22 protein-coding genes and 1 other RNA gene are annotated in these 19,691 nt (G+C 65.1%); 13 read left to right on the forward strand and 10 right to left on the reverse strand.

Going from position 1 to position 19,691, the window contains the following annotated elements; translation table 11 throughout:
* The first annotated feature begins 82 nt into the window (after positions 1-82).
* Positions 83-427 (forward strand): hypothetical protein, encoded by a 345-nt coding sequence (locus HSR122_RS00660; protein ID WP_229110731.1) that lies wholly within the window; start codon positions 83-85, stop codon positions 425-427.
* Between the two features lie 153 nt (positions 428-580).
* On the opposite strand, the gene HSR122_RS00665 is transcribed toward HSR122_RS00660, so the two are convergent.
* From HSR122_RS00665 to HSR122_RS00685, 5 genes are all read right to left on the reverse strand, one after another.
* Entirely contained in the window at positions 581-1,573 is a 993-nt protein-coding gene (locus HSR122_RS00665; RefSeq protein WP_229112163.1) for an HNH endonuclease, read from the reverse strand.
* A gap of 385 nt (positions 1,574-1,958) precedes the next feature.
* Positions 1,959-2,849, reverse strand: coding sequence for a ribonuclease H-like domain-containing protein (locus tag HSR122_RS00670; protein WP_229110732.1), 891 nt, complete (start codon positions 2,847-2,849; stop codon positions 1,959-1,961).
* Positions 2,846-3,871 (reverse strand): hypothetical protein, encoded by a 1,026-nt coding sequence (locus HSR122_RS00675; RefSeq protein ID WP_229112164.1) that lies wholly within the window; start codon positions 3,869-3,871, stop codon positions 2,846-2,848. Before HSR122_RS00675 ends, HSR122_RS00670 begins: the two co-directional genes overlap by 4 nt.
* Before the next feature lie 40 nt (positions 3,872-3,911).
* Positions 3,912-4,946, reverse strand: a complete 1,035-nt coding sequence (locus HSR122_RS00680; RefSeq protein WP_229110733.1) for a hypothetical protein — start codon at positions 4,944-4,946, stop codon at positions 3,912-3,914.
* A gap of 809 nt (positions 4,947-5,755) precedes the next feature.
* Positions 5,756-6,745: a hypothetical protein gene (locus HSR122_RS00685; RefSeq protein ID WP_229110734.1), complete on the reverse strand. Its 990-nt coding sequence runs from the start codon at positions 6,743-6,745 to the stop codon at positions 5,756-5,758.
* Positions 6,746-7,027: 282 nt separating this feature from the next.
* Between HSR122_RS00685 and HSR122_RS00690 the strand changes: the two genes are divergently transcribed.
* Positions 7,028-8,251 (forward strand): IS701 family transposase, encoded by a 1,224-nt coding sequence (locus HSR122_RS00690; protein WP_229110470.1) that lies wholly within the window; start codon positions 7,028-7,030, stop codon positions 8,249-8,251.
* Positions 8,252-8,283: 32 nt separating this feature from the next.
* On the opposite strand, the gene HSR122_RS00695 is transcribed toward HSR122_RS00690, so the two are convergent.
* From HSR122_RS00695 to HSR122_RS00705, 3 genes are all read right to left on the reverse strand, one after another.
* Positions 8,284-9,435 (reverse strand): radical SAM protein, encoded by a 1,152-nt coding sequence (locus tag HSR122_RS00695; protein WP_394355534.1) that lies wholly within the window; start codon positions 9,433-9,435, stop codon positions 8,284-8,286.
* Between the two features lie 246 nt (positions 9,436-9,681).
* The gene (locus HSR122_RS00700) at positions 9,682-10,650 is read right to left on the reverse strand and encodes an aldo/keto reductase (protein WP_229110735.1); all 969 of its coding nucleotides are present in this window, start codon (positions 10,648-10,650) and stop codon (positions 9,682-9,684) included.
* Between the two features lie 66 nt (positions 10,651-10,716).
* Entirely contained in the window at positions 10,717-11,037 is a 321-nt protein-coding gene (locus tag HSR122_RS00705; RefSeq protein WP_229110736.1) for a hypothetical protein, read from the reverse strand.
* A 110-nt stretch (positions 11,038-11,147) separates the two neighbouring features.
* On the opposite strand from HSR122_RS00705, the gene HSR122_RS00710 reads away from it, so the two are divergent.
* From HSR122_RS00710 to priL, 8 genes are all read left to right on the forward strand, one after another.
* Positions 11,148-11,981, forward strand: coding sequence for a 2,3,4,5-tetrahydropyridine-2,6-dicarboxylate N-succinyltransferase (locus HSR122_RS00710; RefSeq protein WP_229110737.1), 834 nt, complete (start codon positions 11,148-11,150; stop codon positions 11,979-11,981).
* A 58-nt stretch (positions 11,982-12,039) separates the two neighbouring features.
* Positions 12,040-12,882: a polyprenyl synthetase family protein gene (locus HSR122_RS00715; RefSeq protein ID WP_229110738.1), complete on the forward strand. Its 843-nt coding sequence runs from the start codon at positions 12,040-12,042 to the stop codon at positions 12,880-12,882.
* A gap of 127 nt (positions 12,883-13,009) precedes the next feature.
* On the forward strand, positions 13,010-13,654 hold the full coding sequence (locus HSR122_RS00720) for a hypothetical protein (protein ID WP_229110739.1): 645 nt from the start codon (positions 13,010-13,012) through the stop codon (positions 13,652-13,654).
* Positions 13,655-13,732: 78 nt separating this feature from the next.
* A complete protein-coding gene (locus HSR122_RS00725) occupies positions 13,733-14,302 on the forward strand; it encodes an AAA family ATPase (protein WP_229110740.1) in 570 nt (189 codons plus the stop codon).
* Complete coding sequence (locus HSR122_RS00730) at positions 14,299-14,721, forward strand: RNA-binding domain-containing protein (RefSeq protein ID WP_229110741.1); 423 nt, start codon at positions 14,299-14,301, stop codon at positions 14,719-14,721. The genes HSR122_RS00725 and HSR122_RS00730 overlap by 4 nt, the downstream gene beginning before the upstream one ends.
* Positions 14,718-15,335, forward strand: a complete 618-nt coding sequence (locus HSR122_RS00735) for an HAD family hydrolase (RefSeq protein WP_229110742.1) — start codon at positions 14,718-14,720, stop codon at positions 15,333-15,335. The genes HSR122_RS00730 and HSR122_RS00735 overlap by 4 nt, the downstream gene beginning before the upstream one ends.
* 76 nt (positions 15,336-15,411) lie before the next feature.
* Complete coding sequence (locus tag HSR122_RS00740; protein ID WP_229110743.1) at positions 15,412-16,014, forward strand: DUF7139 domain-containing protein; 603 nt, start codon at positions 15,412-15,414, stop codon at positions 16,012-16,014.
* Positions 16,015-16,070: 56 nt separating this feature from the next.
* A complete protein-coding gene (gene priL, locus HSR122_RS00745; protein WP_229110744.1) occupies positions 16,071-17,150 on the forward strand; it encodes a DNA primase regulatory subunit PriL in 1,080 nt (359 codons plus the stop codon).
* On the opposite strand, the gene HSR122_RS00750 is transcribed toward priL, so the two are convergent.
* Positions 17,138-17,650 carry a DUF7472 family protein gene (locus HSR122_RS00750; protein ID WP_229110745.1) on the reverse strand — a complete coding sequence of 171 codons (513 nt, stop codon included), beginning with the start codon at positions 17,648-17,650 and terminating at the stop codon, positions 17,138-17,140. The two genes, priL and HSR122_RS00750, sit on opposite strands and share 13 nt — an antisense overlap.
* 157 nt (positions 17,651-17,807) lie before the next feature.
* Here HSR122_RS00750 and HSR122_RS00755 point away from each other — a divergent pair, with 157 nt between their 5' ends.
* Positions 17,808-18,443 (forward strand): SWIM zinc finger family protein, encoded by a 636-nt coding sequence (locus HSR122_RS00755; RefSeq protein ID WP_229110746.1) that lies wholly within the window; start codon positions 17,808-17,810, stop codon positions 18,441-18,443.
* Between the two features lie 23 nt (positions 18,444-18,466).
* Here the strand turns inward: HSR122_RS00755 and HSR122_RS00760 are convergent, their stop codons facing one another.
* Positions 18,467-18,799, reverse strand: coding sequence for a DUF5798 family protein (locus HSR122_RS00760; protein WP_229110747.1), 333 nt, complete (start codon positions 18,797-18,799; stop codon positions 18,467-18,469).
* 82 nt (positions 18,800-18,881) lie between these two features.
* Between HSR122_RS00760 and HSR122_RS00765 the strand changes: the two genes are divergently transcribed.
* Both HSR122_RS00765 and ffs read left to right on the forward strand, forming a co-directional pair.
* Positions 18,882-19,304, forward strand: a complete 423-nt coding sequence (locus tag HSR122_RS00765; RefSeq protein ID WP_229110748.1) for a DUF7548 family protein — start codon at positions 18,882-18,884, stop codon at positions 19,302-19,304.
* Positions 19,305-19,323: 19 nt separating this feature from the next.
* Positions 19,324-19,636: signal recognition particle sRNA (gene ffs, locus HSR122_RS00770), an RNA gene on the forward strand.
* Positions 19,637-19,691 lie beyond the last annotated feature (55 nt).

Below are 19,691 nucleotides of genomic sequence, written 5' to 3' on the forward strand. Positions count from 1 at the left end.
ACACACGCGGGTATCCCGTGCGATCGGTCTATTCGTCGCGTTCGTGATGTGGGTGGCCCAGTGGTCGTCGCGACGGGTCGCCGTGTTCGTTGGCGAGGGGGTGGCCGTGGTGTTGGTGTGGGTGGTATCACTATCGTACAGTGGCCTCGATGTGTTTGTGCTCAGGATGGCTGGAGCGGGCGTCGGGCTGAGTGGGTGGGCTCTCTGGCAGACAGAGGCGGCGGTGGCCTGGAAGCGTAGTGACCTCGGTGTCGGAGTCGGGATTGTGGCAGTCCTTGTGAGCTTTATGTTGACGCTATTTCCGTCGGGGTTCGTCGAGCAGCAGGTGAATATCTTCGCTCACGGTGCCGGGCTGGTGTGGGGCGCGATCATCGCCACCGCGATGTGGATTGGATCCAGCTATTCCGCACAGAGTTTCAAGAGCTAACTGGTCAAATTCCGATCAGCAGCACTCGGATAAATAGCCCAGAAACCCGGACCGATATCCATGCGACATCGGCTCAAGATCCATCAGCACGAAAACTAGAAATCCGCGGGATAGGGTGTGATAATACGTCTGCACCACCGCCTAAGAATACCCTTACAGCCGATCGTGCACTGACTGGAGGGCTATGATCGCGTTCTGAAGCTCAGATTGGAGATGTTCTGTGGCTATCTCGCTATCCTGGGACAGCTGCTCTGGTTGATCGGTGTCGGCGTGGACTATCTGCGTTTCCGCCCCACTCCGGGATGCGATTTCCGTGGCTACGTCTTGGTCCGTCAGCGTGTCAAGTCGCTGTTGGTCCTCATCTTCCACAGTCGATTGGCTGCCGTCGTCTTTCTGTGACGGCGAGTCTGCACGTTGTTGAGTCGGTGAGGTCCGCCCTCCTCGACCATCAAAAGCCTCCAGTGGAAAGGCATACGCAGCAGCCCGTTTTTCCTTGTAAAACGTGGTGCGTTTCGAGATATCGAACACGTTAGCGACGACATCACGATCATACCCACGCTCAAGGGCTTGTCGAACACGCTCGTCAGCGGCCCGCTGGAGCAGGATTTGTGGATCGTCGGGGATGTGTCCCCGGGCTGACTTGGTGATCTGTCCGGTTAATCCCCACTCGCCGGTCGTGACATCCTGATCAACGATCTGCCGGTCTCGCTCATCCACAATGGTATCCAACCCCATCAGCACCCACAGTCGCTCGCGGACGGTCATCGCGGAGAACTCGCCTGTGAGTTCGGCCACAATATCACCCGTCGTCGCCGGCCCCTGCTCGGCCAGGATCCGGAGGATCTCGATATCCTGCCCGAGCAATTCCCGCTGGTCGGCGTCCGTGAGATCGACGGGGAGTTGCCTGTCGGTCGGTTGCTGGTGGTGCCAGTGGTGACACCGCCGACAGAGGACCGTCAGATTCGCCGGGTCGTGCACGTCCCCGTCGTCGGGATCGCGCGTCTGGTGATGGACGTGCAGCGTCGCGAGCCCGCCGGCGGCCCGACCCATCCGCCCACACACTTGACAGCGGTGGTCGTGGGCCTCAAGGACACGCCGGCGGGTAGCCTGATCGACCGTCTCGTGACACGTCCCGGCGTCGGGCATCGCTCCCGACTCGGGTGTGTCAGTTTCGGGCTCGGTTTCGGCCTTCGTCTCAGGCCCGGTTTCGGCTTTTGTCTCGGGCTCGGCCTCTGTCTGGTCGTTGACCGGCGCTTCGTTGGCTGGTTCTGTGGCCGTGTCTGTCCCTGTTTCTGTGGCAGTGCCTGTATCTGTGTCTGTGTCTGTGTCTGTGCTTGTCCCTGTGTCTGGGTTGTCTGTTGCAGTTGGATTCATGGTGTCTCGCGAGTCGTCGTGTGATTGGCGCGCGCTGCTGGTCGCCGGGTGGGTGTGGAACGTCTGGATGTGGTGTATCGCTTCAATCGGTCCACCATCGGGGGCAATGCCGGCCCGGTGCCAGCGGGTCCGACCGTCGGGTCGGGATGGGTCTGGATCAGTCTCCGGCATGGATCGTCGGCGTCAGTGACTTGAGCGAGAAATCCGATTTCGAACAGTAGCGTTCGGCCAGGCGGCCGAGGTGTCTGGTCCGGAGTACGTCCGCAACGTTGTGTACGACCAGGTCGGCAAATCGTCCCGCTTCGAAAGCGGTCACTGCCTCGCTGCTGTCCGTGAACGGATCCAGCTCATCGTAGGTGCCATCTCCGAGCGTCGCGTAGACGCCGGCGAGGTCCCGTCGCGTACCCACTCGCTCATCGGCATCACTCTCGGCAGCAGCCGTTTTGATATCCTCTTCATCATTTTCGATATCCTTTTCACCAATTTCATTATCTATTTCATTAATTTTGATATCGGCATCATTATTTTCGATATCACCAACCCGATCACCACCATCACCACCACCATCACAATCACCACCAGCAGCACGATCACTGGCAGCCCCATCATCACTACTCGCCGACCCATCGACAGTGGTGTTGAAGCGGTTGGTGATGATCGGCATGAGATCCGCATACGGCGAGTTCTGGAACGGCCAGGCCACGTCGGTCGTCGCCAGCCGCGTCCGCAGGAAGGGCAGGTCAAAGCCCGCTCGCCAGCGCTCGCCGTTGTACGCGACCAGTAACACATCATCATCAGCCAGGCGTGCAGCAGCAAACTCGCCGACGGCCGCCAGGAGCGCCCGCTCGGAGGGGTGTGTCGAGACCCGGACGGTGTCGGGCACCCGCTGTTGGACGGTCTGTTCCAGCTCGGGGGCCGGTCGGCGATCCGTGCGACAGAACACGCGGACGCCCATCGGCAGGGCAAACCCGATGACGGTCACCTCGTCGTCGACGGTGAAGCCCGTCGTCTCGATATCGAAGGCGACGAGATCCAGGCGGTCGCTCATCGTGGGCAGTCACCCCCGCTGTCAGCCGCGTGCTTGCTGTCCGGATCCTGGTGGCCTGCCTGTGCGCGTGACCACCGGGGACCTGCGCCATCGACGCCCACCCGCTCGGGCACACGATCAGCACTGGCCGGGCGCACCCGGAGTTCGCCGAAACCGTACTTGGCGTGGGTGCCGACGCGGCGGATGCCGTTCCGGGCGGTCGCGATGGGCTCGTCACCCCCGTAGCCGACGACCTGGCCGTGATCGACCGTCTCGACGTGGTGGAGCTCGTCGCCGGTCACCAGCCGCGTGACTCGCCGGCGGAGCCTGTCCGTCCCTGTCCACCACCACGGAATCGACTGGTTGTCGGCGCCGGGATACCCGCTCGCGAGGACGTATGGCGTGATGAGGTCCAGTGTGTAGGCATCGGCCTCGCGGAGGCGGCTATAGTCCAGGTCATCGAGATCGACTGTCTGGGTGTCCGCCAGCGCGAGTTCGCCAAAGCCGTAGTTGCGCGCAGCGCCGACACGCAGCCCATCGAGGGTATTGTCGGCCAGGGGCAGGCACGACGCGGGACTGTCACTGCCAGCCGCCCCGCTGTCGGCGTGCAGATACGCGTGGACGTACCACCGCATCGTCCGCCTGCTGGTCCGAGCATCGGCGGGACGACGCACTCGGACGGTCGGCGCGACGGCGTGGTGGCCGCTATACGAGCGCCAGTCCTGCGTGTTGTGGGCGTCGCGTGGCCGGCTGTCGAGCAGCCAGCGCTGGGCACCATCCCGGAACAGGAAGAGGTCGTCGTAGGCCTCGACCGGGCGCAGGCCCGTGCCCATGTAGGGGGCGGTGCCGGTCTGCGAGTGGGCCTCGGGATAGGAGCCGAACTCCCCAGGGACGAACACGCCGTGGCTGACCTGCAGCGCCCGTCGGGTCCGGGCGTCTACCCGGCGAGCGAGTGCGTTGAACAGGGCATGGCCCGTCACGTAGTAGGGGTGGCCCGCATAGGGCGCCGTCACCTCGAAGAGCACCTGCTGGATGGTCGTCATCTGTCGCCCCCTTCGTTTCCCCTCCAGATTCTGAGGGGCGTCACGCACGATCACCACCAGCTGGGTCGTTCGGTTCATCGCCAGCGCCATCGTTCCCCGCACCAGCACCACCAGCACCACTGCCAGTACCACCCCGCTCATCGGCGCCACGAGTCCCATCTCGACCAGCACTCTCACCACTCGTGACGCCAAGCCGGCCAGTGGCCACGTCCGCGATGGTCGCAAGCGCCGCCGACCACGACCGGATGCGTCGCAACTGGGCATCCAGCCGGCGCCACCGGCGGTCGCTGTCCACGTCGAACGGGAGTGCGGGCAGGCGCGCCCACACGTCCGCGAACGACCGGGCGGGGGCCGGGCCGAGGGGTGCTGCCGGGCGGCCGTCCGGGTCAGCCATGATGTGGAGTGTCACCGGCCCCGCGTGCAGGATCGTCCGGTGGGGGAGCACGTCTGCCGCCGAGGGCGTCTGTGTCGCGGCTCGTCCGGCCCTGGGTGCCGTCGCCGCTCCTGTTGCTGTCCTGGATTCTGTTGCTGTTGCTGTTTCGGGCCCGGTGGGTCGGTCTTCGGGGTGGGCGTTGGTCGGGGTCGGGGTCGGAGCCCGGATCGAATCCGAACCGGTGGTCGGCTGGTCGGCCGCCGTCTCGACGACCAGATGGAGGTCATCGAAGGTCGCGCCGGCGCGATAGTTCGACAGCAGGGCGGCCGTCAGCAGGACGTGATATTTGAGGGCCGTATAGGGATAGTGGATCGTCTCGTTGCGTGCCGCGGTGGTGTCCGACGCGAGCCAGGCGGCGTGGGCAGCTGCGGGGTCGTCGATCGTCGCCAGCTCGCGGGCGGCTGTCCGGAAGGGAGACAGGTCGCTGGTGGGTCGGACCGGCTGGCCAGTCAGCAGCGACAGGCGCACGGGTGAGGCGTGGGCGGGGACGGTCTCCTCGGGCTCGCCCGGCGGGCGGCTCAGCCGGGCCGCGTCGGCGTCGGCGCCCCCGGGGACTGGCTCGTTGACGCGTGCGCCGGCGTATGTCTCGGCCGCCGTCTCGTGTGCGCGCCCCCGGAGTTTGTGAATATCGTGGCGGTACACCGCGAGCAACGGCGGGACCTCTGTGGGCGTTGCTGGTGGCGCCGGGTCGGCCGAGTCGGAGTTGGGGTTGGGGGCAGGGTCTGTGGTGGACGGTGGGTCAGCGGTGGTGTCCGTCGTGGCGTCCCCTGGAGGCGTGTCCGATCGCGCATCCCCTGGGGTGCCGGCCGCGGCGGCTGGGTCGGCGTCGGCAGCAGGTGTTGCATCAGCGGTTGCATCAGGCGTTTCATCAGCGGTTACAACAGGTTGTGAATTGGTGTTTACCCCAGATTGTGAATTGGTGTTTATCCCAGATTGTGTATCCGGGCTTACCCCAGATGGTGAATCGGAGTCTCCAACAGGTGGTGTACTCGTGTCTGTGGGCCCAGTGGTGTCCGGCGTCGGGCTTGCGTCCACGTCCGTGTCCGGATCTGTGTTCGGGTTGGGGTTCGTGTCCGGCTCTGTGTCTGTGCCTGTCTCTGTGTCTGTGTCTGTGTCTGTCTCCGGGTCTGGGGTAGTGGTGGTGCTATTGGTGTTACTGGTGGTGCTATTGGTGTTCGTAGTGGTGTTGGTGATCTCGTCCGGATCGGTATCCTCCCGCGAATCCGCGTCGGTGTTCGCCCGCGAATCCGGCTCGCGTGCGCGTCCCGCGGGGCCGGTGGGGGTGTAGAAGTGGGTGTCGGTGTTATCAGGGTCGGCCTGTGCATCGGCGGCCGTGTCAGCATCACCATCGGTTCCATCCGCGGGTGCATCGGCGTCTGTGGCCGGTGGTGTTGCCGACGACGAAGACGACGAGGATGACGAGGACGAGGAAGGTGCCGACGGCTCGTCGCTCACGTCCCATCACCGTCCAGGCCGGGGTGTGGCAGGTCGCCGTCACGCATGGCGGTGCGTGCTTGTAATGCGCGCACGAATTCGTCGCGGTACTCCCTGCGCCACGTTTCGTCTTTGTCCTGCATCGCGGCGGTCGCGTCTTTCGAGCGATCGAACACGCGTTTGATTTCCTGATCGGTATACAGCGGGTTGATAACCTGGGCGTCGGCGATGCCCGCGCCGAAATTGCGGGCGCCGCCGATCTGGAACGCGAAGTCATCGCTGTGGGTATCGAGGAAGGCGACGGCTTCCAGCAGGAGGCCGACGAACTCCGGTTTCAGTTCACGCAGCGTGAGTTTCCACGTCCCTTCGAGGTTGCCGAGCACGTCCTGGTCGGTCTGGCGGAGGGGCTGGCCGCCGTCGGCGTCGTTCCGGGAGCGGACGTGGGTAGACACCTGGCGGTAGTGGGCCTCCGCCTCGCCGTCAAGGATATCGACGTGTCGGCGGATCGGCGAGAACGTGATCGGTCGGCGCAACAATTTGCCGGGGTCGGCGCCGAACCCGCCAAAGAGGTCGTAGATGACACAGCCGGTCAGGTTCTCATGGTCGTGGGCGTGGTCCGGGTCGTGGGCATCAATGCAGGTGCCTTTCTCGTGATAGCCGTTTTCGAGGTCGCGTTCGTATGTCTCCGCGCGCATGTAGTCCGCGTTTGGCTCTCCCGGATGGCACGCGCTCGCTCCGGCGAGTTTGACGACCTCCTCACAGCCGTGGCGCAGCCAGCCCGAGAGCGTGAACGGCGAGATCTGTCCCTCGATCTGGTTCATCGGATCGTCCGCCTCGTACCTCTCGGCCGAGGCGTGGTGGCGGTCCGTGACGATCCCGTCTCCCGGCGCGAGCAGGTCGATTTCCAGCGCGACGTAGATATTTGGAAGGTGTATATCTTCAATCGGTGGTAAGTCTAGTCCGAAATCGAGGTGTGAATCTATGTATGTCTGCTCGGTTTCCTTCATTTCTTCTCTTCACCCCCTTACACGCCGCGTCCCACATCGCCTTTCGAGCGATCTTCTTGGTTCTGAGACTGGTCTAAGGTTACCTTCGCTGGCCCTGCCACAGTCGACATTCTATCCGCAACAGTCATCGCCGCCGCACTGACGACATGGACTTCTGGCCCCAACAGCACCGGCCACGACGACTGCGTTGCCACATCCGAGCATCGACTGATCCGACCTTCAACTAATAGCTCGGCTCTGCACGTTTAAGTAAGGCCGCGATATAGATGGCGTTGACAGCTGATGCTGCCGATCACAGACTTCCTCTCGTGTACTGACCCGTTGGATGAGTTCGACTCGCTATCGTATCATCAGACTCAGCATGCCAAAACGTACGTGACAGGTCTTGCTGCGGCCAGCAGCAAGACCGTCACCGGGATTGCACGAGAAGTCCTTCCGGCCGGAAGCGACCGGGCACTCAACAAGTTCATCACCGAGTACAACTGGGACGAAGACAAACTTAATCACGAACGGTTAGAGGAACTGCAAAATCACGGTGAGACGCGGTGGTCGAAGGACGGCTACATTGTCATCGACGATTCAGTGCTCCAGCGAACCGGGAAGGAACTTCCCGGTGCTGGATCGTTCTATGATCACAGCGAAGGCAAGCCTGTCTGGGGACAAAATCTCGTCTATGCGTTCTATACTGACCACAAAACGTCCTATCCACTAGCATTTCGCCAGTACGAGAAAGCTGATGACGACGAGGAGGACGTAGAAGCGACAAAGTACGAGCTTGCACAGGAGATAATCACAGAACTCGAAGAAGAGATAGGTGTGCCTGCGGCCACCTATCTCTTCGATTCGTGGTTCGCTCACGGTTCTGAGCTGATCAAGCATGTCGAGTCCCACCGAAAGGACTGGATTGGACCTCTCCGGAGCAATCGACAGGTCACATTTGATGGCGAAGAGAAGCGGGTCGATGCGCTCGCAGAGAGCATCGACACTGAAGAACGGGAGATTGACGATGAGGTCTACAACATCTGGACGAAAACGCTGCCTGTATCAAAATTGGGTGAGGTACGGCTAGTAATCACCGAGAAAGAAGTTGACGAGGACGAAGAGAATCCGGTCAAGTATCTTGCGACGAACAAGATTGACGCTCCATCAGCCCATATCATTCGAAGCTACTCCAAGCGGTGGCGAATTGAGACATTCTTCGAGGACTCGAAAGAGGATCTTGGCCTTGGAGGCTGCGAGGTGCGTGATTCTGATGGTGCCAGTCGTCACTGGCACCTTCAGATGCTCACCTACAGTCTGCTTCGGCTTGGTTCTCCGTCGAGCGTCTCGGAGCGACTCGTCTCGAAAGCCTCGTCGCTCCGAGCCCAGCTTGAACACGGTCTCAAAGAGGCAATCTACAACATGTTTTCGTGGGTGCGCGAGCAGCCAGAGCGGGATCTCGATGGGTTGATGGAAGAAATCGACCATCTCTTCCTCCATTCAGGGGGCTCTGAGGGTTGTATATAAACGTGCAGAGCCGAGCTAGGTCGAAAAGGGACCTATCGACTCGCGAGCGGACAGAGCGGGTCGCTGGCGAAGGGGTCGCCCGTGACGGCGTAGGCACGCGAGCGCGAGCCGCCGCACAGCTCCCGGTAGGGACAGCGCCCGCACCGACCCGAGAACTCCCCGGTGTCGCGCAACCGGCGGAACAGGTCGGAATCACGGTACAGCGACACGAGGTCTGTGTCGCGGACGTTGCCGGCCGACTCGGGCAGAAAACCCGAGGGGTAGACCTCGCCGCGGTGGCTGACGAAGACGAACCCCGACCCGGCACGGGTCGAACCGACCGAGACAGGTTCACCTTCGACCTCGCGAGCGATTCGGCGGTACTGCGGCGCTTCGACGGTGATCAACCGGAAGGGAGCCTCGCGCTGGCGACGGTACAGCCAGGCCATCCACTCGTCGGCCTCGGCCGGCGCGAGCTGATCGAGTTCGGCTCCGCGACCGATCGGCACGAGGAAAAAGACCTCCCACATGGCCGCGCCCAGATCCTCGACCTGCTGGGCGATCTCCGGCAGCGATTCGGCCGTGTTCGCGGTAACGGTTGTGTTGATCTGGATGGAGAGGCCGGCGTCCGCCGCCCACTGTGCCGCCTGCTGGACGCGCTCGTAGCTCCCCTCCTCGCCGCGGAACTCGTCGTGGCTCTCGGCGTCCGGCCCGTCCAGCGACAGGGCCATCCGGTGGATGCCGGCGTCGGCGAACCGCTGGACGACCTCCCGGGTGAGGTTCTGCGTCGGCGCGGGCGTCACCGCCGTGGGCAGCCCCAGCTCGGAGGCGTAGTCGACCAGTTCGTCGAGATCCGGGCGTTCGAGCGGGTCCCCGCCGGAGAACACCAGAATCGGCGGAGGGTGGCCGAAGTCCGCGACGCTCTCGAGCAGTCGTTTGCCCTCCTCAGTCGTCAACTCCTCGGGGTCGCGGTCGGGTTGGGCCTCGGCCCGGCAGTGATCGCACTCGAGGCCGCAAGCCTGCGTGACCTCCCAGGTGACGATCAGCGGCGTCCGCGAGAAGTCCCGGTTCATCGGCGACCCGCCCGGGTGGTCTCCCGAGGGGTTCGATCCCGGATGGCCCGACTCCGATCCGGGGTGGCCGCTCGACCCGGACGGCGTCGGTCCCGGATGGCCCGACGACGAATCGCGTGGCGGATGGTCCATGGCAGTCCCTCGTGACTGCGTGCTTGTTACCGTTGCGCCGGTTCCCGACGGCTGCGAAGACGCACCGCGGCCACGCAGGGAACGTGATCGGCGGGCGTTCCATCGCGGACGCGCCACCTGCGGGCGTGCGCAGACGACTGCTCCATCCGATCGTCCTCGTGCTGGCCTGGCTGTGGGCTACCCGTTGCCCCGTCCTCTCGGTGCTTGCGCTGGCGCTGATCGGAACGGGGATCGGATTCGCGGCAGTCACTCGTGACCGGATATCGGAACCGGTTTGTAGGGTGCTTCGAGGTACTCTATTTCGCTGTCAGACAGGTCGATCTCCAGCGCCTCGACGGCGTCCTCGAGGTGTTCGATGCTGGAGGTGCCGACGATCGGCGCGGTCACCCAGTCCTTGTGGAACTGCCAGGCCATCGCGATCTGGGCCATCTTCACGCCCTTCTCGGCGGCGAGTTCCTGCACGCGCTCGTTGATCTCCCGACCGCCGCCCTCTGGATAGGGTCGACCGATCGAACTCTCGTGTTCGCCCCGGGTGGTCTCCTCGAACGCCTCGTGTGGCCGGGTGAGAAAGCCGGCTCCGAGCGGGCTCCAAGGCATGACGCCGATTCCCTCCCGGTCACAGAGCGGCAGCATCTCGCGTTCCTCCTCTCGATACACGAGGTTGTAGAGGTTCTGCATCGTGGCGAACCGCTCCAGTCCGAGCCGGTCGCTGGTGTGCAGCGCCTCGGCGAACTGGTAGGCCCACATTGACGAGGCCCCGATGTGTCGGACCTGCCCGCGGCGAACGGCGTCGTCGAGCGCCCGGAGCGTCTGCTCGACGGGCGTGTCGTCGTCCCAGCGGTGGATCTGATAGAGATCGACCGTCTCCATGCCGAGCCGATCCAGCGAGTTCGATAGTTCCTGTTCGATCGCCTTCCGGGAGAGGCCCTGCGAGTTGGGGTCGTCCTCGTCCATCTGGAAGTAGACCTTCGTGGCGACGACCTGCTCGTCGCGGTCGTACTCCGCGAGCACGTCCCCGAGGATCTCCTCGCTCTCACCGCCCGAGTAGACGTTGGCAGTGTCGAAGAAGTTGATCCCCAGATCGATCGCGCGCTCGATGAGTTCGCGGCTTTCGTCCTCGTCGAGCATCCACTCGTCGCTCGACCCGAAGCTCATGCAGCCGAGGGCGATCTGACTCACTGTCACTCCAGTCGATCCGAGCGTCGTATACTTCACAACTCGTCGCTGTTCTCGACGCGGCCACTAAGCGTTATTGGCGCCGACGACACGGGACCGACTGCGTTACTCCCGGCGCTGCCAGTCCTCGGCGGCCTCGAGGATCGGTTCGACCGCCTCGATGTCGGCCTGTATCGCGCCGTAGAACCGCCGGAACCCGACCGGCGTGCGGACGCACAGCACGACGGTGTAGTCAGTCACGTCGAAGACGGACAGCGACCAGGAGCCGTCGACGTACTCGAACTCGCCGCGACGCGTGGCTTCGTCGTCGGTGACGACCCGTTCGCCCAGTTGACAGCTCAGTCGGGTCAGCGGCGACAGATCGAACGGCACGACTGACGGCAGTTCCGGGGTCGACGCGCCGTCCGGTGTGCTGCGAGTGGCCATACACTGACTATCGGTAGTCGTTCGCAAAAAACTGTGCTGTTCGCCGGCCCGAGCGCACCTACCAGGGAGAGAGCCGGCAGTATAAAGGGCCGCCGACCGAACCCGTCAGCATGAGCCTACAGAGCGACGTCGAAGCCCTCTGGCAGCGATACGACGACGGCCTGACCGCCGCCGAGGCCGACAGCGACGACCGCGCGACCCTCGAACGGTTCCTGCATGCCCTGGAAGCCGGCGACGTCCGGGCGGCCGAACCCGCCGGGGACGACTGGACGGTCAACGAGTGGGTCAAGCGGGGGATCCTCCTCAATTTCGGTCTACGCGAAACCGAACCTCGTGAGTACGGCGACGTCACCTATCACGACGTCCTCCCGCTTCGCGAGACCGACGACCTGGGCGAGCGCGGCACGCGCAACACGCCCGACGGGACGGTGATCCGCCGCGGTGCCTACGTCGGCAGCGACGCGATCATGATGAGCCCCTCGTTCGTCAACGTCGGTGCGCACGTCGGCGACGGGACGCTGATCGACTCCAGCGATACCGTCGGCTCGTGTGCCCAGATCGGATCGAACGTCAAACTCGGCGCGAACACGCTGATCGGCGGCGTCCTCGAACCGGTCGAGGACAGCCCCGTCATCGTCGAAGACGGCGTCTCGCTGGGTGCCGGCTGTCGGGTCACCAGCGGCTTCCGGGTCGGCGAGAACTCGATCGTCGGCGAGAACACCCTGCTGACCCCGCGGATTCCGGTCTACGACCTCGTCGAAGAGGAAGTCGTCTACGGCGAACTGCCGGCGAACAGGCGGGCGTTCACCCGGTTCGTCGAGTCGTCGGTGAGCGAGCACGACCTCTTCGACGGCGGCGCGTACAAGCCGGCCGTCGTTGCGACTCACGTCGAGGAAGAGACCCTCGAGGCCGCCGAGAAAGAGGCTATTCTCCGGGACAACTGATCGCGACCGGCGGACCGACCGTCACGTACTTTACATCCCAGTCCGAAGGGCGGGTCCGATGGAGTATCTGGAGCGTCGCCGGTCGCTCGTCGCCGAGCAACTGGAGGCGGTCGTCGAGCGAGTCGAACCGGACGCGCTGGGAGCGCAACTCGAGCACGTCGTGCTCGCCGGCGGCAAGCGCGTGCGACCGATCGTGACGGTGCTGGTCTGTGAGGCGCTGGGCGGCGACACCGAGGACGCCCTGGAGTTTGCGGTCGGGATCGAACTCGTCCACAACGCCTCGCTGGTGATCGACGACATCATCGACGAGTCGGACCTGCGTCGCGGCTCGGAGAGCGCCTGGGCGGCGTTCGGCCACGGGTCGGCGATCATCGCCAGCGACGGGCTGCTCGGGGAGGCGTTCGATCTCTTCTCCAGCGACGAGCGAGCGATGCGGGTCGTCTCCGAGGCGATGGTCGAACTCGGCGAGGGTGAGGCCTCGGAGCTGGTCGCCCAGCCGACCTCCGAGGAGGAGTACATGCGACTGGCGCGTCGCAAGACCGGCGCGCTGTTCCGGGCGGCCGCCGAACTGGGTGCGATCGCGGCCGACGCCGATCCGTACGCCGTCGAGGCCGCCGGTGACTACGCCGAGCGCGTGGGTGTGGCTTTCCAGATGCGCGACGACGTGCTGGACGCGACCGCCGACGCCGAGAGGCTTGGCAAGCCCGCCGGGCAGGACGCCGCCATGGAGCGGCCGTCGCTGGTCGAGGTGACCCAGCTCACTCCCGAGGAGGCAAACGAGCGCGCCCGCGCCCAGTCCGACGCCGCGCTGGAGGCCCTCTCGTCGATCGAGGTCGAAGACGAGCAGGCGCTGGCGTATCTGGAGGATCTGGCGAAGTTCGTCGTCGTCCGTGAACGGTAGCGAGACGCGACTGTAAGGAGCGTCTCGAAACAGCGAACGGCGAAGCCGTGAGCAGCGAGGACGAGCGTAGCGAGTCCTCGAACGGAGCGAGCGGTGACGAAGGAACCGCGAGTAGCGAGTCCCCGAAATGGCGAGGATGAACGGGAAAAAATTTTACAAAAATTTAAAGTATATACATGTCGTTGCTTTTACAGGGACAAAAATGGAGCAATCCAGACGAGCAGTTATAGCAATGGGGGTGACAACCGCTGCTGGGCTTGCAGGCTGTGCTACAATCAGCAGTATGCTGGAAAGACGGAAGGCACGGGTACAAACGAGCAATGGAGGAGGATCTCAGTCGCGGTATATCAAGGGACAGCCCACGTTCGAAGCCACCCCTGCTGCTGAGGGTTGGCTCGTGACGGATCCGGAGTGGATGGAGGACAATATCCGATGGGATCACTTAGAGGGTGAAGAGCTGAGCTTACGACGGATCCAGGGCAATCTGAACGCTGAAACGTTCCTGACTGTATTTGTCGGTGCGCTCCCGTTCGGCTACGGGCTGGGCGACTACCGCGATGCACATCTCGAGAACCGGACGATACACGTCTACGCAGAAGCGACAGAAACGTCAGTCGGTGGGGTCGATGACCCCAACGACCCCGAATATACCTACGATTACTCCTTCATCCTCTGGCGGCTCCTTGACGATGCCAAGCCGCCGACTGAGATGGATTTCAACTTCAGATTGGGGGCGTTGAGTGCAGACACCGCGACAGAGACGGCCGAGTGAACTCGCCCGCCCGACAGGTGATCACGCCATCTCGTCGAGACGCAATCCTTACCACCCGCTGTAGCCAAATCTGGCCCAATGAGAGTCATCGGAACTGTCGGACTGCCGGGCAGCGGCAAGAGCGAGGCCGCCGAGGTCGCCCGGGGTCTCGACATCCCAGTGGTCACGATGGGGGACGTCATCCGGGCGGCGTGTCGCGATCGGGGGCTGGACCCCGCGACACAGCACGGCGAGGTCGCCACGGCCCTGCGCGAGGAGAACGGTCCCGCTGCGATCGCCGAACGGTCGCTGCCGCTCGTCCGCGAGGCACTCGAAGACAGCGACACCGTCCTCATCGACGGCATCCGGTCGGACGTCGAGGTCGAAACCTTCTGCGAGGCCTTCGGGGAGGACTTCGAGTTGCTCAGCATCGAGGCGCCCAGAGAGTTGCGGGCCGACCGCCTCGACCTGCGCGGCAGGGACGCCGGCGTCGAGGAGGGCGGCGAGAGCCTCGAGGCGCGCGACGAGCGCGAGCTCGGGTTCGGCATGGGCGAGGCGATGGAGATGGCCGACGCAACCGTCGAGAACGCCGACTCGCTGGCGGCGTTTCACGACCGGATCGAGACGCTGCTGACCGACGGACTCGAAGCCACGGAGGGCGAGCGATGAGCGACGTCTACAGCGTGGACGTCCAGATCACCGCGCCGGTCTACGAGACGGAAGTCCCGGATCGGGTGGCCGACGCGATCACGAACCTCTTCCCGGGGGCGGACCTCGATCACCGGCACGGCGAGATCGTCGCCGAGACCCACGACATGAGCCACTTCTCGGAACTGCTGCACCGCCGGGAGATCCTCGACACCGCACGGGGTGCGTTCTTCGAGAACCGCCGGGGAGACGCGTTCAGTTTCGACCTGAAGAAGCAGGCGGCCTTCCAGGGCGTGGTCAACTTCGCCGTCGGTGACCCCGACGAACTCGGTGAGATCCACGTCCGGGTGCGCGTGACCGAACCGGACGTCGAGACGTTTATCGACCACATCGCGCCGCCGACCGAGGAGGGGCGACCGGTCGAGACCGACGACCGATGACGACCGCGATTTTCTTCGACTGTGACGGCACGCTCGTGCGCTTCGAGCGCTCGTACGCCGACCTGCTGCGTGACGTCTTCGAGGCCGAACTCGGCAACGCGCCCGACCGGTATCTCGGCGCCTACGACGAGGGATTTTCGGCGGCGTTCGAGTCGCTGGCGCCCGATCCCGTCCGCCGCGGAATGGAAGCCGTCCTCGAGGAAGCGGCTCGGGACGGCGATCCGGACGCGATGGTCGCGTCGCTGCAGGCGGCCGAACACGAGCACACGACGGTCCCGGAGGGGACCCGCGAGAGTCTCGACGCCCTGCGCGAGTCGAACCGACTGGGCGTGCTCACCAACGGCGTCGGCGACTGGCAGCGCGAGAAACTCGCGGCCCACGACCTGCTCCCGTATTTCGAGACTGTCGTCTCCTCGTACGACGTCGGGGCGCACAAGCCCGCCCCCGAACCGTTCGAGGAGGCCCGACGGCGGATCGACGCCGAGCAGTACGTGATGGTCGGCGACAGCGATTCGGACATCGAGGGCGCGCGCAACGCCGGGTTCGTGCCCGTCCGCGTCGAAGAGCAAGCGGATGCACCCGAGTTCTGGACGACGTTGCGGGCGCTGGTCTAGGCGAGGTCGCGGCCGGGGATGGTGTCTTACCTCTGTCTGACGGGAGATTTTGTATTTCGCGGACGTGGCCACGCGTATGACCAGTCTCGGGGAGGCCTACGAACGGCGCGAGTGGGGCGACCGGGACCGCCAGCGGGTCGTCGCCGGCGTCGGTACGTTCCTGGCAGGCGTGGCGGCGATCGCCGCTGCGATCGCGCTGGTCGCGACCCCGCTGGGTGAGGCGCTCGGCCTGACGGGGCAGTACGAGGCCCGGGAGGCCGCCGGCGTGCTGGCTGGGCTGGGCGTGCCGGCCATATTGCTCAGCGTGGTCGCTGTCCTCCCTTCGAGTCGCCGGCAGGGGATCGGCGTCGTCGCCGGAGCGGCGGTCTCGCTCGTCGGGGTCGGGCTGTTCGTCTACGCCTATCCCTGGATGTGGCCGCCGGCCGAGCCGTCGTATGCCTTCGAGACGACGATGGTCTACTTCTTCGGGTCGCTACTGGCGCTGTGGTCGGTGTTCTCGACGGTCGCCAGCTATCGCGTCCGCAACGATCCCCAGGGGACGGTCCGGATGGAGGTAACCCGCGAGGGCGAGACCAGGACCGTCCGCGTCTCGCGCGAGCAGTACCAGCAGTATCGGCAGGCGATCCGCGGGGACGGCGGCGAGCAGTCGGACGTGATTCGGGAGCTCGAATCCGAGTAGCGAGCGGTCGCCGGGACCGTCGAGTTTATTCGCGCGGGCACGCAACCCGGAGTCGAATGAAGCCGCTGCACGCGCGGTATCCGTTCATGCGGGCGGCCAGGGAGGCGGTCGAGGCCGCCGAGATCGACCTGGCGACGGTGGTCCAGCGGGGCGGTCCGGCCGTCGAGCGCGGCCTCGACCGCGTCGAGTCGGCCCTCGAGGACGGTACCGTCGGCGAGCCTCACCGGGAGTCGCGCGTGGAGTTGCTGTCGTACCCGATCGCTCGGGTACTGGTCTCGATCGTCGACGAGGCGGTGCTGACCCGGTCGTACGCTCGCGCGGAGGCCTCGAGCGCCCACGATCGGTTCACCGCGGAGCTGGCCTCGACGACGCAACTGCGAAGCACCAGCGCCGATTCGCTGACGCTGCGCGAGTTGCTCGCGGAGTTCGAACTGCTCGAACACGTCCGGCCCGAGAGCGGCCAGCTTTCGGAGGCCGACCGCTACCGGATCGACGTCGGGCCGTATCTGGATCTCGCGGCCGGACAGTGGGGCGAGGAGTGGCGGCTGGTCAACCGGCCGCTGGCCGACGGCGAGGTCCCGCTGGAGGAGTCGGAACTGCTGGTTCTCTGTCGGCGGGCCGTCGAGCAGCGCGTCGAGTCGGGCCTGCCGCTGTCAGTCCCCGACGTCATCGCCGAACCGCTCGAGGAGGCGGTCGCCCGGATCCGGGAGACGCTGGCCGAGATGGATCTGACCCGCGACATCGATACGGTCGTCCCCGACCTGTTCCCGCCGTGCATGCGCGCGCTGCTGGATCAGATCCAGCAGGGCGAACACCTCGAACATCACTCGCGGTTCGCGATCACCTCGTTTCTGACCTCGATCGGGATGAGCACCGACGAGATCGTCGAACTCTATCAGGTCAATCCCGGGTTCGGCGAGGAGATGACGCGCTACCAGACCGAGCACATCCGGGGCGAGACTAGCCCGACGGAGTACTCGACGCCGTCGTGTGCGACGATGCAGTCCTACGGCGACTGTGTCAACATGGACGACCGGTGTGAGCGGATCTCACACCCGATGGCCTACTACGAGGACGCGCTGGAGGACGCCGACGAGGACGAAGTGACCGACTGGCGCGAGCGTCAGGAGTCCTGACGCGCGAGGAAGAGGCCGACGGCCGTCATCACGAGGATGAACAGCGCGAGCGCCCCGACGAGCGGCATCGCACCGTCCGCGGAGATGTGGTCCGTCGCCCGGATCGATCCGTCGGCCGTCCCGTCGACCGTCCCGGTGACGGTCGTCCCGTTGAGCATGCCGGTGATCGTCCCCTCGAAGGTGGCGTTGTCCGATCCGTCGAGCGTCCCGTTGATCGATCCGTCGAGCGTCCCGTTGATCGGTTCGTCGCCGTCAGTACCGTCGAACGATCCCTCGAACGTGCCGTTGAACTGACCGCCCGACTGATCGGCGACGGTGCCCTGTAGATCGCCCTCAACAGTGCCCTGCAGACCGTCGTCGAGGGTCGCGTCGCCGGCGAGCGTCCCGTCGAACGTGCCCTGGCTGGTTCCGTAGAGCGTTCCCACGGCAGCGAGCGCGACGACGAATATCGCGACGGATCCGATAGCAACACCGATCTCGACAGCGTCTGAACGCTCCATTACCGGAAAAATCCGATTCCGGCCCGGAAAAGCGTGTCGAAGCACGCGGTCGCGGCGCTTTCTCCCGGTTTGAGTCGTTCTACCGGGTGATTTAGGCTACTGGAGCCCTTACAGTTCTAGTGGACGCAGACGCGAACCCGGCCGCGTCCGATCGACGATGACCGAACACCTCCCGGATCGTTCCACCCGAAAGACCGCGCTCGCACCCGACACCCGGACGATGGACGACCGGGCGGCCCGCGCCTGGACCGAGCGCATGGCCGTCCGGCCGCTCGGCGGGGGTCGCTACGCCGTCGACAGCCACAGCGGCGCGACCTACGTCGTCGACCTTCCTGCAGGCCGGTGTAGCTGTCCCGACCACCTGATCCGCGGCGAGCGCTGCAAGCACATCCGCCGGGTCGCCATCGAAGTGACCAGCCACCGCGTCCCGCCGCCCGGCAAGCGACGCGCCCGCTGTGCCCAGTGTGGCGTCGAGACGTTCGTCGAGGAAGGCGCCGCGGAGCCGTGGCTCTGTTCGAACTGCCACTTCGAGCCCGGCGACGTGGTCCTCGACCGCGAGATGGGCGACCGACTGGTCGTCGCCGGCGTCACGACGCGGCGAACCGACGAGTACGTGATCGACGCCGTCGACAGCACCGTCGCCGACTACGAGACGAACGCCGGCTATCCCGAGGACGATCTGGTGGTCGAGGTGCGGTATCTCGCTGACGTGGTGCGCCGCGAGCGGCCCCGGACCTACGCGTTCCCCCACTCCCGGCTGGCGGCGACCGACAACCAACTGCTAGACGCGTGACACCGATCGCTCATCTTGCATGGTCACGCGCGTGCGTCGCCGTCCGACGGCTCCTCCGTCGACTGCTCGTCCTCGACTTCAGCGGTGTTCTCGCCACCGTCTCCGGCATCGAGGTCCTCGATGTTGGCCTCGGCGACGATCGTCTCGACGTCGAGACCCTGCTGTTCGACCAGCGCCTCGAGGAGCGCGCGCTGTTCGGCCAGGTCGTACTCCATCTGATCGACCTGCTCGCTGGTCGATTCGACCTCCTTTCGCAGCTGTGCGAGTTGCTCGCGGAGTTCGTTCATCCGCTTGTAGCTGTCCTCGGCGATCGAGGAGACCTTCTGCAGTTTCTTGGCGGTGTCGCCGAATCCCATGTTCGGGCTTATGCGTGGGGCCGTTGTGGGCGTTGTGGTGTCGATCCGTACGGTTAAGGTCGCCGGCCACGCACGGCCAGCCATGGCTGACTCGCGCCGGACGCCCGCGACCGCCGGTATCCTGGCCTGTCTGCTGGTGATCGCGGCGCTCGCGGTACCGTACGCGATAACCGACGCGCGAACGGTCGGGCTGTACTACGAGTCGGGGGCGGTCAATCCGCTGATCGCTGGCCTGCTGGCCGTCGTCTCGCTGATCGTCTTCGCTGCCGGCTCCCGGAACCGGACCGACCCCGCGCTGGCGGCGGGCGTGACCCTGACCTTCGGCGTCTTCATCACCCTCGTGACCGCCGCGTGGGCGCTCACCTACGGGTACGGGATCGTCGGATCGTCGCTCGCCCAGCATCGCTGGGGTCTGCTCGCTGCGGCGACGACCGTCCCGCTGGCGGGAGGCTGGTACGCGTACGTGCTGGGGCTTTTCGGGGGCGAGGATGCGAAAGGCCCTTAAGTCACAGCGGGGTAGATTCAGACGGACTAGGCCGGGCGGTTAGGCCCCGCCCCTATACCCGCGCTATGGTCTTCAGCGGGGGCCGAACACCGGATGCGTCCGGTCGACGGGCGCGGACCTCGCAAGCCAACGTCGAAGCCTCGTCCGACGGGGGTAGCGGTCCACGGGAACTCGCCTGCAGGGGCGGGTCGCCGTGGTTGACCGCGGGCACCCCGTCAGGCGCGGAAGCGAGCAGCGGACCCGCGGACACCTGCCGCTCGTCGGGTCGCGGGGTGGAGGAGGCGCGCGAGACTATCCGCGTCCGAACGCCGGGCAACTCCGGCCGTCCGCCATTCATACTGGTGGTCATACGTTCGTAACGATATCTGGCACGACGGCGTGCCAGAT

The organism is Halapricum desulfuricans (assembly GCF_017094525.1).
Classification (GTDB): Archaea; Halobacteriota; Halobacteria; order Halobacteriales; family Haloarculaceae; genus Halapricum; species Halapricum desulfuricans.

Bases quoted from the DNA above. Each gene is read 5' to 3' on its own strand.
- HSR122_RS00665 (WP_229112163.1), bottom strand. From the start codon at position 1,573: ATGCCCGACGCCGGGACGTGTCACGAGACGGTCGATCAGGCTACCCGC.
- HSR122_RS00670 (WP_229110732.1), bottom strand. From the start codon at position 2,849: ATGAGCGACCGCCTGGATCTCGTCGCCTTCGATATCGAGACGACGGGC.
- HSR122_RS00675 (WP_229112164.1), bottom strand. From the start codon at position 3,871: ATGACGACCATCCAGCAGGTGCTCTTCGAGGTGACGGCGCCCTATGCG.
- HSR122_RS00685 (WP_229110734.1), bottom strand. From the start codon at position 6,745: ATGAAGGAAACCGAGCAGACATACATAGATTCACACCTCGATTTCGGA.
- HSR122_RS00690 (WP_229110470.1), top strand. From the start codon at position 7,028: ATGCTGCCGATCACAGACTTCCTCTCGTGTACTGACCCGTTGGATGAG.
- HSR122_RS00695 (WP_394355534.1), bottom strand. From the start codon at position 9,435: ATGGACCATCCGCCACGCGATTCGTCGTCGGGCCATCCGGGACCGACG.
- HSR122_RS00705 (WP_229110736.1), bottom strand. From the start codon at position 11,037: ATGGCCACTCGCAGCACACCGGACGGCGCGTCGACCCCGGAACTGCCG.
- HSR122_RS00710 (WP_229110737.1), top strand. From the start codon at position 11,148: ATGAGCCTACAGAGCGACGTCGAAGCCCTCTGGCAGCGATACGACGAC.
- HSR122_RS00715 (WP_229110738.1), top strand. From the start codon at position 12,040: ATGGAGTATCTGGAGCGTCGCCGGTCGCTCGTCGCCGAGCAACTGGAG.
- HSR122_RS00720 (WP_229110739.1), top strand. From the start codon at position 13,010: ATGGCGAGGATGAACGGGAAAAAATTTTACAAAAATTTAAAGTATATA.
- HSR122_RS00725 (WP_229110740.1), top strand. From the start codon at position 13,733: ATGAGAGTCATCGGAACTGTCGGACTGCCGGGCAGCGGCAAGAGCGAG.
- HSR122_RS00730 (WP_229110741.1), top strand. From the start codon at position 14,299: ATGAGCGACGTCTACAGCGTGGACGTCCAGATCACCGCGCCGGTCTAC.
- HSR122_RS00735 (WP_229110742.1), top strand. From the start codon at position 14,718: ATGACGACCGCGATTTTCTTCGACTGTGACGGCACGCTCGTGCGCTTC.
- HSR122_RS00740 (WP_229110743.1), top strand. From the start codon at position 15,412: ATGACCAGTCTCGGGGAGGCCTACGAACGGCGCGAGTGGGGCGACCGG.
- priL (WP_229110744.1), top strand. From the start codon at position 16,071: ATGAAGCCGCTGCACGCGCGGTATCCGTTCATGCGGGCGGCCAGGGAG.
- HSR122_RS00750 (WP_229110745.1), bottom strand. From the start codon at position 17,650: ATGGAGCGTTCAGACGCTGTCGAGATCGGTGTTGCTATCGGATCCGTC.
- HSR122_RS00755 (WP_229110746.1), top strand. From the start codon at position 17,808: ATGACCGAACACCTCCCGGATCGTTCCACCCGAAAGACCGCGCTCGCA.
- HSR122_RS00760 (WP_229110747.1), bottom strand. From the start codon at position 18,799: ATGGGATTCGGCGACACCGCCAAGAAACTGCAGAAGGTCTCCTCGATC.
- HSR122_RS00765 (WP_229110748.1), top strand. From the start codon at position 18,882: ATGGCTGACTCGCGCCGGACGCCCGCGACCGCCGGTATCCTGGCCTGT.